Annotated in this window: 10 protein-coding genes and 1 pseudogene; 3 read left to right on the top strand and 8 right to left on the bottom strand. The window is 60.6% G+C overall.

Annotated elements, in window-relative coordinates; all coding sequences use genetic code 11:
- Positions 1–335: 335 nt before the first annotated feature.
- The 5 genes from SBC1_RS27030 to SBC1_RS27010 form a co-directional block, all read right to left on the bottom strand.
- Positions 336–1,184, bottom strand: coding sequence for an ureidoglycolate lyase (locus SBC1_RS27030; protein WP_165101834.1), 849 nt, complete (start codon positions 1,182–1,184; stop codon positions 336–338).
- Positions 1,185–1,602: 418 nt separating this feature from the next.
- A complete protein-coding gene (locus SBC1_RS27025; protein WP_165101831.1) occupies positions 1,603–2,451 on the bottom strand; it encodes an amidohydrolase in 849 nt (282 codons plus the stop codon).
- Positions 2,448–3,557: an aldo/keto reductase gene (locus SBC1_RS27020; protein ID WP_165101828.1), complete on the bottom strand. Its 1,110-nt coding sequence runs from the start codon at positions 3,555–3,557 to the stop codon at positions 2,448–2,450. Before SBC1_RS27020 ends, SBC1_RS27025 begins: the two co-directional genes overlap by 4 nt.
- Positions 3,558–3,631: 74 nt before the next feature.
- Positions 3,632–4,921, bottom strand: a complete 1,290-nt coding sequence (locus SBC1_RS27015; protein ID WP_165101825.1) for a UxaA family hydrolase — start codon at positions 4,919–4,921, stop codon at positions 3,632–3,634.
- Positions 4,922–4,925: 4 nt separating this feature from the next.
- On the bottom strand, positions 4,926–5,264 hold the full coding sequence (locus SBC1_RS27010) for a UxaA family hydrolase (protein ID WP_241202343.1): 339 nt from the start codon (positions 5,262–5,264) through the stop codon (positions 4,926–4,928).
- Between the two features lie 224 nt (positions 5,265–5,488).
- On the opposite strand from SBC1_RS27010, the pseudogene SBC1_RS27005 reads away from it, so the two are divergent.
- Positions 5,489–6,265: pseudogene (locus SBC1_RS27005) on the top strand (IclR family transcriptional regulator); the annotation flags it as partial.
- Positions 6,266–6,637: 372 nt separating this feature from the next.
- Positions 6,638–7,183 carry a hypothetical protein gene (locus SBC1_RS27000; protein ID WP_165101816.1) on the top strand — a complete coding sequence of 182 codons (546 nt, stop codon included), beginning with the start codon at positions 6,638–6,640 and terminating at the stop codon, positions 7,181–7,183.
- Between the two features lie 98 nt (positions 7,184–7,281).
- Here SBC1_RS27000 and SBC1_RS26995 read toward each other — a convergent pair whose 3' ends face one another.
- Entirely contained in the window at positions 7,282–9,660 is a 2,379-nt protein-coding gene (locus tag SBC1_RS26995) for a GNAT family N-acetyltransferase (protein ID WP_165101813.1), read from the bottom strand.
- Between the two features lie 282 nt (positions 9,661–9,942).
- Here SBC1_RS26995 and SBC1_RS26990 point away from each other — a divergent pair, with 282 nt between their 5' ends.
- Positions 9,943–10,812, top strand: a complete 870-nt coding sequence (locus tag SBC1_RS26990; protein ID WP_165101810.1) for a LysR family transcriptional regulator — start codon at positions 9,943–9,945, stop codon at positions 10,810–10,812.
- 236 nt (positions 10,813–11,048) lie between these two features.
- Here the strand turns inward: SBC1_RS26990 and SBC1_RS26985 are convergent, their stop codons facing one another.
- Together SBC1_RS26985 and SBC1_RS26980 are read right to left on the bottom strand one after the other, a co-directional pair.
- On the bottom strand, positions 11,049–13,742 hold the full coding sequence (locus SBC1_RS26985; protein WP_165101805.1) for a fimbria/pilus outer membrane usher protein: 2,694 nt from the start codon (positions 13,740–13,742) through the stop codon (positions 11,049–11,051).
- 184 nt (positions 13,743–13,926) lie between these two features.
- Complete coding sequence (locus SBC1_RS26980; RefSeq protein WP_165101802.1) at positions 13,927–14,670, bottom strand: molecular chaperone; 744 nt, start codon at positions 14,668–14,670, stop codon at positions 13,927–13,929.
- Positions 14,671–14,730: the final 60 nt, after the last annotated feature.

Genomic DNA, 14,730 nt, shown 5'->3' with positions numbered 1-14,730 from the left:
GGTGTGCTGGGTTGCCGGAGTTTTCATGCCTTCGCCGATGCGGTGGTTTTATGGCGGCAGTGTTGAGACCCGGCTTTATGCGCTTAAAGGTTAATTCGGCGAAAACGTTCAAGCTTTTGAGGTTTTGAGGCAGCACCGACGCGTTTTGGTTTGGGATGACGGCAACGAACCATTCCTTCCGCCAGAATCGCTGTTATATAGCCCTTGAAGCTGCCGCAAAAAAGGTCGTTCCAACTGACGTTGGAGCGACCTTATTTTTTAGCTTTCCGGCCCGGCGTTAATTTGCTCGCTAGGTTGCTTGGTTGCGTTGCAACAAGCGGCTTACTTCGAAGGGTTTACTTCGCGTCGACCGTGCGTTGCTGCTGTTCGCCCAGGCCCTGAATCCCAAGCCGCATTGTCTGCCCAGCCTTCAGGTAGACCGGGGCCGGTTTCACGCCCATGCCCACGCCCGGCGGCGTGCCGGTGGAGATGACATCACCGGGTTGCAGGCTCATCACCTTCGACAAATACGACACCAGTGCGGCTACACCGAACACCATCGTCTTCGTGCTGCCGTTTTGATAACGATGTCCGTCCACTTCGAGCCACATGTCGAGTTGCTGCGGATCGGCGATTTCGTCTTTCGTGACCAGCCACGGACCGATTGGGCCAAACGTATCGAAACCCTTGCCCTTGTCCCATTGCGTGCCGTGCTCGAGCTGCCATTCACGTTCGGAGACGTCGTTGATGACGCAATATCCGGCGACATAATCCAGCGCGTCCGCCTCGCTGACATACTTTGCTTCCTTGCCGATCACCACGCCGAGCTCGACTTCCCAGTCCGTCTTCTTCGAGTTGCGCGGAATTTCGACGTCGTCGTTCGGACCGCAAATGGCGCTCGTCCACTTACCGAAAAGCACCGGTTCCGTTGGCACGGGCAAGTTCGATTCGGCCGCGTGATCGGCGTAATTCAGTCCGATACAGACAAACTTGCCCACAGCGCCCACGCACGGGCCAATGCGCGGTTCGCCCGGCACTTCGGGCAGAGTTGCCGGATCGAGCGCGCGCAACTTGGCCAGCGTGGCGTCGGACAGCGCCGCGCCAGCGATATCGTCGACTACCTTCGACAAATCGCGAATCTTGCCGTTCTGATCCAGCAAACCCGGTTTTTCCTGACCCTTCGGCCCATAGCGCAGCAGTTTCATCGTGAGTGATCCTTCAGTTTTCAGGTTTTGATTCGGTTTCGAGATGTTCGGGTCGAGCGGTCGTTCTTACAGGTGAGATCGCTCAAGCTTACTTTCGATCGCTTTTGGTCAAATTTCCGGTCAAACGATGCGGGCCGGTCGTAACCTACGATTCATCGGACGCGGGTTACAACGCAGGTTACAACGATAGCATCGCGATTCCTTCTGATCCCGCCTTCGCGCTTCGCTTGGATCATGCCTCCGAATGCGGGTTTCACGCCTCTTTAACGCTATATGGCCGTCTTCATCAGCATGACACGGCACGGCATGCCGGCAGCTGGGGCGCTAATCTTGCCAATCTTTTTACCATCCTCTGCTTTCGTTGCAATTGCAGTTGGGGAATTCCGGGTATACCGCGCTAATTCTTCACGCGGTTTTCTCAACTTTGCAGCCGGTAAAACCCGCGCGCGGTATCGCCGAAAATTTTCTGCTGTGCGGACGCATCAACGTGCGCCGTCAATTGCCGCGCCGCATCAAACCACTGCGCATAGTCACCGTTCAGGTTCAGCACCGGCCAGTCGCTGCCCCACATCAACCTCTCAGTCCCAAAATGGTCGAGAAGATGATCGACATAGGGTCTGAGCGTTTCTACAGACCAACCGGGCGAGGCCTCCGTCGCCAGACCTGAGAGTTTGCAAACCAGCGGTTGTGGCAATGCGGCCAATTCGGCTATGCCGTCCGCCCAGCTTTGCCAAGCCGCGTGACCCTCTCTGATTGGCGGCTTCGCACCATGATCCACGACGATTCGCAGTTCAGGAAAGCGCGCGGCGAACACCTTCAACGAAGGCACGTGACGCGAAAATATTAGTGCATCGAAGGCGAGATCGTTTTTGACCAGCGCTTGAATGGCCGGAGTCAGCGCAGGATTTTCGATCCAGCGGTCGTCGGGCAGATCCTGCAGCATCGGGCGCACGCCCTTGAATTTGGGCTCGCGCGCCAGTTCGTCGATCAACTCGACACTATTCGGCGCATCAAGCGGAACCCAGCCAACAATGCCGGCGATAGACGCGTCGTCGCGGGCGAGATCGAGTAAATAGCGCGTTTCATCGACCGTAGGCGCAGCCTGGACCACCACTGTGCGCGCAACATGGGCTGCTGCACGAAGAGGCTTCAGGTCAGCGGGACCGAAGACGCGGTACAAGGTCTGCAACTCGGGCGTCAACCAGCCATAGTCACCACGAGATGGGTCCCAGAAGTGTTGATGTGCGTCGATTCGTTCAGCGCTCATGGTTTTCCTGCGTCGGCTTGGTCGATGCGTTCGGTATCTGCTTGATCCGTGCGTGGCACAGGCGCGTCACGGTGCAGCAAACCGGCTGCTCGCAACGCGTCCCATAAAGCGTCAGGCAGCGGATCAGCGAACGAAGCCGCGTTCAAACGCACTTCCACTGGATTTCGTGCGCCCATCAGGACTGTGGCCACAACTTTATGCGCATAAGGAAACTGGAGGGCCGCGCTCGACAAGGCGACGCCATGCGCACGACAGATCCTTTCCAGCGCATCGACGCGCTCGACAATCAATGGCGGCGCATCGCCGTAGTTGAACTTTTGGTTGTCCGGTCTTGGCGCGGTATCGGACGTCAGTCCCCGGGCGAGAATGCCCGAATTGAACGCACCGCCCAGCAAGATGCTCACGCCGCGCTGCTCGCATTCCGGCAGCAAGTCATCGAGTACCGCCTGCTCTAACAACGTGTAGCGTCCCGCCAGCAACGCGCAATCGATGTTGAATTCGGCCATCGCCTCCTGGATTGCGGCGCCTTCGTTCACACCGAGCCCGACAGCTTTTACGCCGCGCGATGCACGCAGTTCATCAAGCGCCCGGAAACCGCCTTCATCCGTGAGTTGCCGCCAATAGCGCGCGTTGTTTTCTCCGTGCGTGACGCGGCCAATATCGTGGATCAGCACGATGTCGATATCGACAATACCCATGCGTTGCTGGCTGTCCTCGAACGATCGAAGAATGCCGTCGTAGGTGTAGTCGTAGATCGCCTGGAATGGCAGCGGGTCCGACCAGCCTTCGCTGCCGTCGTAAGGCGTGGTGCGCGGGACAAAGCGCCGGCCAACCTTCGTCGACAACACGTAGTCTTCGCGCGGGTATTCGCGCAACGCGTCGCCTAGCCGGTGTTCGGCTTTCGTGTGGCCGTAATGCGGAGCGGTATCGAAGAAACGGATACCGCTTTGCCACGCGGCGTCCACGGTCGCTTGCGCGTCTGCTTCGGAAAGATCGTGATACAGGCCGCCCAGCGGTGCGGTGCCCAGCGACAACGCCGTAACTTCCAACGACGTTTTGCCCACCTTGCGCTTTTTCACAACGGGATTTCCGGTGATTGGGTTCATTGCGAGGACTCCGTGCGTTGGAGTGACGAGTTGCACCGATGAGTTGCACCGATGAGTTGATCAATAAATCAGGCTCAAATCGACGTAATCGATACCGCGTGCCGCGGCGTCGCGCTCGCCGGGAGACACGCCGGACCAACCGGATCAAAGGTCTTGTAAGTCAGGATGAACTCCTGATGACCAAGCGACTCCGACTTCGACGCGGCGCCGGCCGCCACGCTCACGGTGGCATCGAATACTTCGCGGCCGACCTCGTCCAGCGTGGCACGGCCTTCCAGGATGCGGCCCGCATCCACGTCCATGTCACCGGAAAGATTTCGATATGTCGCCGGATTCGCGCACACCTTGATCACGGGAGAAATGGCCGAACCGACCACCGAACCGCGTCCGGTCGTGAACAGGATCACGTGCGCTCCGCAAGCAATCAGTTCGCCGATTTCCGCGTTGTCGCTGATGTTCGGAAAGCCGAAACGCGGTTCGCCATCGGGAACCACATCGAGCAGATACAAACCGCCGACGGGCGGAATGTCACCGGGCTTGACGATCCCCACAATGGGCGACGCACCGCTTTTCGCATACGCGCCGAGGGACTTTTCTTCCTGCGTGGTCAGGCCGCCATCCGCGTTGCCGACCGCGAACGAACCGTGTCCCATGATGGAGTAATAGCGCGCGGCCTTGTCCACGCACGCCACAATTTCACGGCCCAATTCCGGCCGCGCGGCCCGGCTTTCCATATGGAACTCGCAGCCGACCAGCTCGCCGGTTTCCTCGAAAATACACGCGGCGCCAGCGTTGATCAGCGCATCGAAGGCGCGACCCACAGCGGGATTCGCCGTAATGCCGCTCGTGCCGTCCGAGCCACCGCAAATCGTGCCGACGATCAATTCGTCGAGCGCCATCGGCACTTTCGTTTGCTGCGCGAGCGTTGCGCGTGCATCACGAATCCAGTCGATGCCGTGCTGAATCGTGCTGCGCGTCCCGCCTTTTTCCTGGATCGTCAGAACCTCGGCCGGTCGGCCGCTCGCGCGCACGGCGTCGACCAGATAGTGCTTGTTCATGCTCTCGCAGCCGAGCGAGACGAACAGGACTGCGCCTACATTCGGATGCGTGGTGAGCCGCTCCATCATCTTTTCGGCATAGCCGTTCGGGTAGCAGCCCGGAAAACCGATCAGGTGGACGGGTGGATCGCGGTCGGCACTGGGGTCGTCGAAGGCGTCGAACGCCGGACGAAACTGCGTGACGATCTCCCTCGCGACGTGATGCGCGCATTCGACGAGATACGCAACCGCGATGACATTGCGAATGCCCTTGCGCCCATCGGCACGCTGAAATCCTTGAAGCTGCGGAGTGGTGGCTGCTGTCATCGGCTTAGCGATCCCGGTGATCCACGAAGGCGTGACCGGCGTCGTGGGTGTAGGTCGGGAGATAGTCGCTCTCGAGATTGTGCGTATGCAGATGTTCGCCGGGCTGAACGTCCGACGTCACGTGGCCAATGATCGCGCCATACCGAAGGACTTTTTCGTCGGTCCGCAATGCGCGGCGCGCGACTTTGTGCCCAAGATCGATAGTTTTCGCCAGCGTGACGAACTCCCCCTCAATCTCCACGCGCTCCCCCGCTTGCAGACGCGCGCCGGCAATCAGGCAATTGTCCTGCGGGCTTTGCAGAATCAGCCGGGCGTCAGTAGGCTTTTGAGGAGTTTGCTGCACAGAAACTTCCTTGAGATCGAGCGGCATTCAGACGACATTCGAGCGGCATTGGAAGGCATTCAAGCGGTCGTATTAGCAATGCCGCGGGTTTGCATCACTACAATCATTCATCAGTGAACGTATTATTCATATGCGGACAAGTCGAAGTCAAGCTAAGTGCGCCGCTTAGCGGCCCGTGTTTTCCCTTAGCATCTTGCTTTTAAGCGACCCAACTGAAGGCCATCATGCAGGCAGACGATCTCACCGACGCCGACCGCTATCGAGCGCCCGCGCTGGATAAAGGTCTCGATATCCTTGAGCTTCTCGCCGAGCAAAAGGATGGACTCACGCGTGCCGAGATCACGAAATCGCTCGGGCGCAACGCAAGCGAGATGTACCGGATGCTCGAGCGGCTGGTCGCGCGGCAGTACGTGGTGCGCTCGCCCGCGGGCGACCGCTATTCGTTGAGCCTGAAGCTGTATGCGCTTGCGCACCGGCACCCGCCGATGAACCGCCTGATCGCGGAAGCCTTGCCAGTCATGCAGCGGTTCGCCGATCGCGCGGAGCAGTCGTGTCATCTCGCCGCCTATGACCGGGGCAATCTGCTTGTGATCGCGCAGGTCGACGGACCGGGAACATGGGGGATTTCGGTCCGGCTCGGCGCGAGGGTCGGGTTGATCGATACCGGTTCGGGCCGGGTGATCCTCGCGTTCCAGAGTGCGGAACAACGCGCGCACATGCTCGCCGAGCACACGCGTGTAAAGGGTGAGTCAGCGCCCGATCCTCTCGCGCTGGAAAATGCGTACACACAGATTCGCGCGGACGGTTTTCTCCACAAGGAGAGTCAGCAGACCTTCGGCGTGATGGATGTGAGTTTTCCGCTGCTCGGGCCATCGGGCCAGGCGATCGCGACGCTGACTTGCCCGTATCTCAGACGTATCGACGAATACGTGGCGCCGTCCGTGAGCGAGGTCAGTGCACTGCTTGGAGAAGCGGCGGCGGCGCTCTCGATGTTTCGCGAACCGGATACGGAGTTCAGCGATTCTCGGGATTCTCGGGATTCTCGGGATTCTCGGGATTCTCGGGATTCTCGGGATTCTCGGGATTCTCGGGATTCTCGGGATTCTCGGGATTCTCGGGATTCTCGGGATTCTCGGGATTCTCGGGATTCGAGCGCAGCTTAGGGGCGGACAAATTCGGTCGGAAGATTCAGCGGGAACTTTCGGTTCGCTTCGCGGGGAAGATCCGGGGAAAGGGTCGGTTGGCTTTGTTGGGATGATCAGGTTCGCGGATTCCTCAGGTTCCAGATCCGCGCGACGCGTTAGAATGGCGACCCTCTCAAAAAGCGGATCGTCGCTCCACGCGACGTTTCGCGTCTTTTTCTACGCAAGGCAATGGCGAAACTCCTCTCCGATCCCGAATTTCAGCGCTTCTCCGAACTTCAGCAAAAGCAGTCCAGCTTCACGATCACGAGCGAGGAAGCGGACGAACTGCGCGATATTGTCGCTCGCGCGCAGCAAAAGCGCGACGACCGCGCCGCCGCGATGCAGTCGATCGAAACGTTTATCAAGCAGTTCGACATCGGCGCGGACGAACTCTTTACGGCTGACCAGATCGCCGATGCCGCGCGCAATTTCGGCCTGATTCCTGCAGCGAAGAAAGAACGCGTGCTGCCGCCGCAGTTGTCGTTCAACGGCAAGCCGTATCAATGGACCACTCGCGCCCTGCCGGACGACATTCGCGTGCCGCTGTTCGAAGCGTTCACGTCGGGCGCGTCGGTTAAAGCGTTTATTGCTACGCCTAAGGACGCTACGCGTTGCGCGGCGACGATCGCGCGTCTGGAGCGTGAAACCGGCAGCACTTACGCCGATGCGTGGCTGGACGAGTTGACCGTATCGCGCGCACAGGTCGACGAAGCGCTCGCAAAGCTGCCAGCTTGATTCGAAGTTTGATTCGAAGAGCGACGGTCGCGGGCAAGCCCGCCGCGCCCACATTCTGGCCGCTCATTGCAGCGGCCAGATTTCAACGCCGGTCCCCTTCATGGCGACAGCGCGCCGGCGTCTGTTTCGGCCAGCCGCATCCTGAAACCGGTCACGCCTGGATCCTCCGTGGCCGTTATCTCGAATCCTAAACGGCGCGCGAGTCCGATCATGCCGGTGTTCTCGCGCAACGCCTCGCCGACCAGCCAGCGCGTCCCGCGCGCGCGGCAGTACGCGATGATCCGTGTCAACAGCAACATTCCCAGCCGCTTGCCCTTCAGATCCGAGCGCACCGCAACCGCGAACTCGGCCGTCTCATTGTCCGGATCGGCGATGGCACGCACCACCCCCAACGTCTCAATAGCGTTGTGTTCACCCGTGACGGCGATAAACGCCATCTCGCGGTCATAGTCGATCTGCGTCATCCGGGCGAGTTGTGAGTGATCGAAACTGCGCACGGAGCTGAAAAACCGCAGACGCAGATCGTCTGGCGTCATTGCAGCAACGAAAGCGCTGTGGGCGGCCTCGTCGTCGGGACGGATTGGCCGCACGGTGATACGGGAGCCGTTCCAGTCGAGCGTCTCCTCCAGCTGCCGTGGATACGGTTGAATGGCGAGCGGCGTGCGATGCGCGGCCAGCGTCAGGTGGGGCTCATACACAACGACGGCCTGACGGGCCACACGTACCGTCAACCGCAACGCGACAATCTGCTCGATCTCGCAGACAGCTTGCGACAACCCCGTCAACGCCGCCAGCAGGTTCTCCGCCGGGAGTTCGCGCGCCCTTGGTGAACGCATCACGAGGTCACGCGCCAAAACCGGGTTGAGTGGCGGAAATGCAAATTCGTGCATTGCGTCCGGCAACCCTAGGGCACCAACAGCCTTGAACTCGAACACCGGTCCGAATACGCGATGATTCAGCAGTCGGACATCGATTTCGATGGCATCGACACTGCGCGGACCTGCCGGTCCCGCCTTCACGACAACGCCAAACTGCGCCAACACCCGCGACGCCCGCTCGCCATCCAGTTCCGCTACGCCCGCCTTCAACGCGGCCATGACCTGAGCCTGTGCGCTGTCCAGCGCGACCAGGGTCTGAGGGCGCGGTCCGTCGGGTGTCTGCATCAACAACTCGCGACCCTGGCGATAGTCCACCAGCCGTGCGAAACCTCGCGCCAGGCGTTGAGGCGTGGTATGGACGGGAATGCCGTGGGCATGCAACGCGTCGCGCGTGGCCTGGTCCACGCAGCCGAAAAAGCAAGCCAGCAAACCGCGATACGCGTGGCTTTGCTGCTCGATCAGCACGCGCGCGACGTCCGCGACAGGCGCGGTGTGCGTTGGCGCGTGCACCACGAATGCCGTCCCGGTCTCGCGGTGCGGCGCCAGTGCTTCGAGCACTGCGCCGAAGTCCGCCGCAGTAGCCGTGTCTCCGAGTTGCAGCGGGTTCTCAAGCCGCGCGCGCGGCAGCACGGCGGCGACTGACACGCGCGCGGCCTCGGGCCAGAGTGCGAGCGCGTCACCGGCGGCAGCAAATGCGTCGGCCGCGAGAGCGGCGACGCCGCGATCACTGGTGATGACGGTCGCCCGATCGCTCGCGGCCACACGGCCTACGCCAAGGGTTTCGATTTCATCGAGCAGATCGTCCAGCGAATCCACCCGTACCAGGCCCGCGCGCCGGAATGCGGCGCTGTAAAGCGCATCGAAAGGATCGTCGCGCCCTGTGCGTAAAACCAGCACGGGTTTGTTGCGCGCCGCCGCCCGCGCCGCCGACATGAACTTGCGCGCCATTCGCACCGATTCAATGGCCATCAGGATCGCCCGCGTCCGTGAGTCGCTTGCGAGGAAATCGAGGATATCGCCTACATCAACGTCAGCCTCGTCGCCCAGCGCGACCACTCGCGAAAAACCCAGGCCACGTGCGTTCGCCCAGCCCGTCACGCCGTTGGTCAGCGCGTTCGACGCCGATACCCACGCCACCCCGCCCGCCGCAATGGCGCATGACGGCGCCCCCAGCACCGCGCCCACAGCCGGCGTTGTCACGCCGACACTCGCCGGGCCCACCACGCGCAGCAAGAACGGCCGCGCAGCTGCAAGCGTTCGGCGTGTCCAGTCCTTGCCCTCCGACTCCCCCGTCTGCCCGATTATGACTACCGCCCGTGTGCCACGCTCCCCCAGTTGGCCGACGATTTCCGGCCAGGTAGGCGGTGGCGTGCACAACACCGCCACGGTCGGCGTATCAGGCAAGTCTTCGACGCCAGCAAAAACCGTGATCCCGTTCAACTGACGATGCTTCGGATTCACCGCCCAGACCGGGCCCGCGAAGTTAGCGGCGCTCAGCCGCGACCACACCATTTCGCCAATACTGCCCGCGCGCAGCGACGCCCCGATCACGGCAATCGACTTCGGGTTGAACAGTGCGTCAAGGTTACGAACGGTCATGCGGCCTCCATATCGGGATCTATCCAGCATAGGCGATTCACGAGCCCCCAACTACTAGCCGGATGGCCTATGTCCCGCCTTTTACAACAACCGTTCTCACATTTCCTGATGCCCAGTATGAGAATTCGTTTTGTCTCAACGTCAACCGAACGGGCTATTGTTTCGCACCGGGAACCAAGGTAATTTGATCGAACGCGGGACAGGAGCGATTCTGGTTCGCAGAGGAGGCATGTTTACTCGGCCACAAGAAAAACCGAGAAGGTTGGGCGGTCAGGAATCACTATGCGACATCTTCCATCATTGATTGCGTTGCGTTTCTTCGAAGAAACGGCGCGTCATTTGAGTTTCAACCGCGCGGCACGAGCGTTGTGCGTCACACAAGGAGCTGTAAGCCGTCAGATCAGGCTACTGGAAGAGTCACTGGGCGTGAAGCTTTTCGAGCGCGACCATAAAGGAATCCGCTTAACGCAGGCCGGTGTGTTGCTTATGCCGTCGGTAACAGAGGCATTTGACGTGATCGAGCGCGGCACGCGTCACCTGACGGGGACCGTCGAGCGCAAGCGCTTGATTGTCTCATTGCCGCCCACGTTCGCCACGCAGTGGTTTTCGTCGCGGCTAGGTGCATTGGCGGAACAGTTACCGGACGTCGATCTGTCTATTCGTACGCAGGAAAGCGACGAGTGTCATTGCAGCGTGCGCTTTGGGCGCGACGCTGCAGCGCATGGGTGGTCGGAACTGCTGATCGTAGAGCGGCACGCGCTAGTGGGGTCGGCGTCATTCATCGGCACACCGGTCGAGATCCTGCTGGATCGATTACCCGCACTTCATGTGCTACACGAGGACGTGCGTTTGAACCTGTGGCCGGACTGGCTGGCGAAAGCGGCACTGCCGCCACGTTATGCGGAGAATGGCATTGAATTTTCGAATCTGCAGCAGGCAATCCATGCGGCACGACGCGGCGTAGGCTTGGCCGTCGTGGACCTGAACATGATTGCTGATGAGTTGACCGAAGGTGCTTTGGTGAGGATGTCAGACGTCGAAATCAGCGGGCCATTCGGATACTGGCTGGACGTCCCGGAAGCGCATCGCGACGCAAGCACCGTGACCTCCTTCGCCGAATGGTTGCGCCACGAAGCTGCCCTGCCCGTTTGAATGGCGGCCTCGACTTAAGACAGAAGTACAGAAGCGCGATAAGGAACTTACCGGAAACATCGTTCAATTGGATGCTTGCCGGTATGAAATGGTGAAGGTTGTTTTTGCATTTGCCGATCCGCTGCGAGCGCTGCCTCATTCAGATAAGCAGGATGGCCCTATGCATTCAGCGGCTTTGGAGAACGATTCGAGACACTACATTTCGCTCACCCGTTCAAACATCCGCCGACCAAGCTTTACCGTGCAACAGTCGCCGCCATTGCTGCGTTGCTCTCACCCGCCGCCCCACTCGCCTGCATTTCACTCCCCGGCACGCAATGCGATTGCAGCGACAAATACCCGGGGTTATAAGCCTTCGCATCTTTCTTGGGCAACGTATAAGCAATCCGGCATTGCTCGACCGGACCGCTGCCCCACTTTACCGTCAGCGCACCCTGGTCCTCAAGACCCCGTGCAAATATTCTGCTGTCCTGACCGACCACACCCACGCTCTTGCCTTGTTCGTCTTCCACACTCGCTCCAAATGGCAACGCACCACCACCCAGTTTCGGCGCCTGAATCAATGCAGCCCGTCCACTCACCGTCTCGTACTTCATCATCACTATAGAGCCTGCACGCGGCGCCACTTGCGCGGAGGTCGATTTAAATTCGACATCGGTGGACGTGCCTTTCGGGTCGATATCCACCACGTTCATGCTGTACGGCGACAAGTACGGTATCACCGCAAACCCGCGCGAATCAACCTTCGTTCCCGGTGAACTCGTCACCATTGCACCGGCCGCAGCAGGCGCCTCCACAATGCCGATCGTGTCACCAACAGTCTGCGAGAACGTCACGCCACCCGGGTGCGCCACCACCGAACCCTGCACCCCCGCCGACACCTGCCGCGTTCCAGCGCCACCACTCGCCGATGCATTCAACGTCGCATAAGGCGCACGATACGTCGCGCTCGCGCCCGCATTCGCATTGTTCTTCGCCGCGCTGCCGCCCGCGTTATACGTGCCATAGCCGTTGTACGAGATCTGGTTCATTTCGCCCAGCGAACCACTCACGTTCGCCTGCGTGTTCGTCGCGCCATCGGAGGTGTGCGAGGCGTTCGTGGTCAGCATCGGCGCATGCGCCTTGTGGCCGAGAGGAATGGTCGTGCTCAGCATGAAGTCATTCGATAACTGTCCGTCCATCGAGCGCGTGCGACCCGCTGTCAAACTGTACGTGCCGTACTTGAACGAGTTCGTGTAGCCGGCCTGGAACAGCGTGTCGTTACCGCCGCGATTCCAGTAGTTCTGCGTCGAGCCCGTCACGAACATCGTGCCGTGGTCCCCCAGCTTCTGGTTCACCGACACCTGCATGCGGTTACGCTGCCTGTAAATCGAGTTGATATCGCCACCGTGGTCCGCGATATCCCTCACGGTCGCCGCATCGTTCAGGTTCATGTAACCCGCCGTCGAGAAGCGATACGCGGCCACCGACACGTTCGTATCGGTGGCCGCGATGAACTTGCTATAGCCCACGCGCAAGCTCGTGCCGTGCATCGACTGTGCGTTCGGGATGCTGGTGAACGCGCCCGTGACGTCCATCGAGAACGCGCCAATGCCCGTGTTCAACGCCCCGCCCACGTTCATCGCGCCATAACCGGACGATGCCACCACGCCGCCGTAAGCGGTGACTGTGTTGGTCAGCCCGCGCTGGATCGTGAACTGGCCGAAGACGGGTTTTGTATCGAGCGAATCGTTGCGCAATTGGCCGGCGGTTGCGCTAAAACGCGTGACGCCGGGGCGCAGCAATTGCGCCACCGAGGCAAACGGCACCGTGAATTCCTTGCTGCGGCCATCGGCTTCGGTCACGGTCACCACCAGATCGCCGCCGTAACCGGTCGAGTAGAGATCGGTGATTTCAAACGGGCCGGGCGCGACATTCGTTTCCTGCAGCACCTGGCCGTTCTGACGGATCGTCACGCGCGCGTTCGTTTCTGCCGTGCCGCGCACGACCGGCGCGTAACCGCGCATCGATTCAGGCAGCATGCGGTCATCGGTCGCGAGTTGCACGCCGCGAAACGACACGCCATCGAAGATCTCACCGGTCGTGTTGGCATCGCCCACGGTGAGTTGCGAGCCGAGCCTGGTGATATCGCGCTGCGCGTAGGTCGCGATGTTGTCGAACTGGGTCTTCTGGCCGGTGCCGGCCGACACTGACGATTGATGCCGCAAATGCCACGCGCCAATGTTCACGCCCGCGCTCAGGCCAAGGTAGCTCTGGCTCGAACCCACGCCAGAACCCGCCGTGTGATACGTGTTCGCGTTGTAGCTGATGAAACCACCATTGACGCCCTGGTCCCACTGCTCGGGCGGCACATAACCACGCGCCGAATTCTTCATGAACGCTTGCGGCACGCTCAGTTCAAGCGTCTGTTGCGTGAAGTCGAAATCAACCGTTGCGCCGGGTACGACGGTGCCAATTTCATCGCAGGTGTCTGCGTTCGCAGCCGTTGCAGCAGCGGTTGCAGCGCTACGTCCCGCGGCTGCATCGGCCTTGGCCAGATCCACGCCCGCGCGCTGCAACAGCGCCCGGCTGAAACAGGGCTTTGAGCCCAGCTTGCCGTCAGTTGAAACAAAGCGAATATCTTCACGCGCCAGACGCGTGCCATTCACGATCAGGTCCACCGAATACGTTCCCGGCGTCACCGCGTTGCCGCGCGTGAAACGGCTGGTATCGACTGCGCTGCCCGCGTCCCCGCGCAGGTACATGTTGTCGAAGCTGACTTCATCGACGGCGCCGGTCTGGGTTTGCGGCGTTATCGCGGCATCGGCCACGGCTTGAGGAATCGCACCGCACGCCATCATCGAGAAAACGATCGCAGCAAGCGGCTTCAGGCGCAGCCGGAATGCGACCGGGGACTGAGCATTGAATGCGGTTTGAGCAGAGAGTTTCATGATTCAGCCTGCGTTTGATTGGGTCCATTCAGACGCGACTTGACCCATCGGGCTGTTCGGAACAGTCCGCTCGGTAAAACGCGTGTTGAGTGTTGGGGAAGGCGTCGGCCGGGTACCGCCCGCGACACCTTCAATCCGCCCCGATGCGGGGCGAAGCCTTACGGCGGGTCTTTAAAACGGGGACTTATGGAGCAATAGGCGTGTCGAACGGCAAGGAGCCACCGAAATCGCTGATACCGACAGACTTGACGTGCGCGTTAGCCGGCACTGCCTTGAGGTTCTTCACCGGAAACTGCGCGCTGCCGCGTGGCTCGACCATGCCGCCTACGTCGTTCGCATAGGTCTGGCCCGCACCCACTACTTCGATCTTGCTGAACGACACGTAATAAGCCGTCGGGTTCGTCGCCTTCACGTCGTAGCCCTTGTTATCGGCTGAGGGCACCAGCTTCCAGGTCACTTTTGAGGGGGCGTCATCCGCCGTGCCGGCCAAGCCCTTCGGACGCGCAAACACCTTGATGCGCGTGCGAAACGCAAACTGCAGCGAATTGGTGTCCGAGGTCTTCGCGGTCTTGGGCGGCACGTCGAGCACGTTCAGCCAGAACACCGACTCGCGGTCCTGCGGCAGCGCATCGCCCGTGTACATCATGCGCAGCGTCTGCGACTTGTTGGCCTCCATGCGAAAGATCGGCGGCGTCAGCACGAACGGCGCGCTCGCTTCACCCGGCTTCGCATCGGCGTTGCCCTTGTCCATCCAGACCTGCACCAGCGACGGCTCGGCGCGATCGTTAGTGAGCTTGACCGTCATCTCACGATTTTCAAGGGGATACACCACCCGCGTGCCGCCCACAGTCACGCTTGCGCCCGCGCTGCCGCACAAGAGCGCCGCGACCAGACCCAAACCACAGGCAATTCGATTAAGGGACTTCATGATTGATGTATCTCCGTAAAAAACGTATCTCGATATTTCGGTAAAAAAACAGGCATCTGC

Origin of the sequence: Caballeronia sp. SBC1, assembly GCF_011493005.1 — a bacterium.
Classification (GTDB): domain Bacteria; phylum Pseudomonadota; class Gammaproteobacteria; order Burkholderiales; family Burkholderiaceae; genus Caballeronia.
Note: the sequence above shows the minus strand (reverse complement) of the source record. Positions and strands in the feature narration are given on the sequence as shown.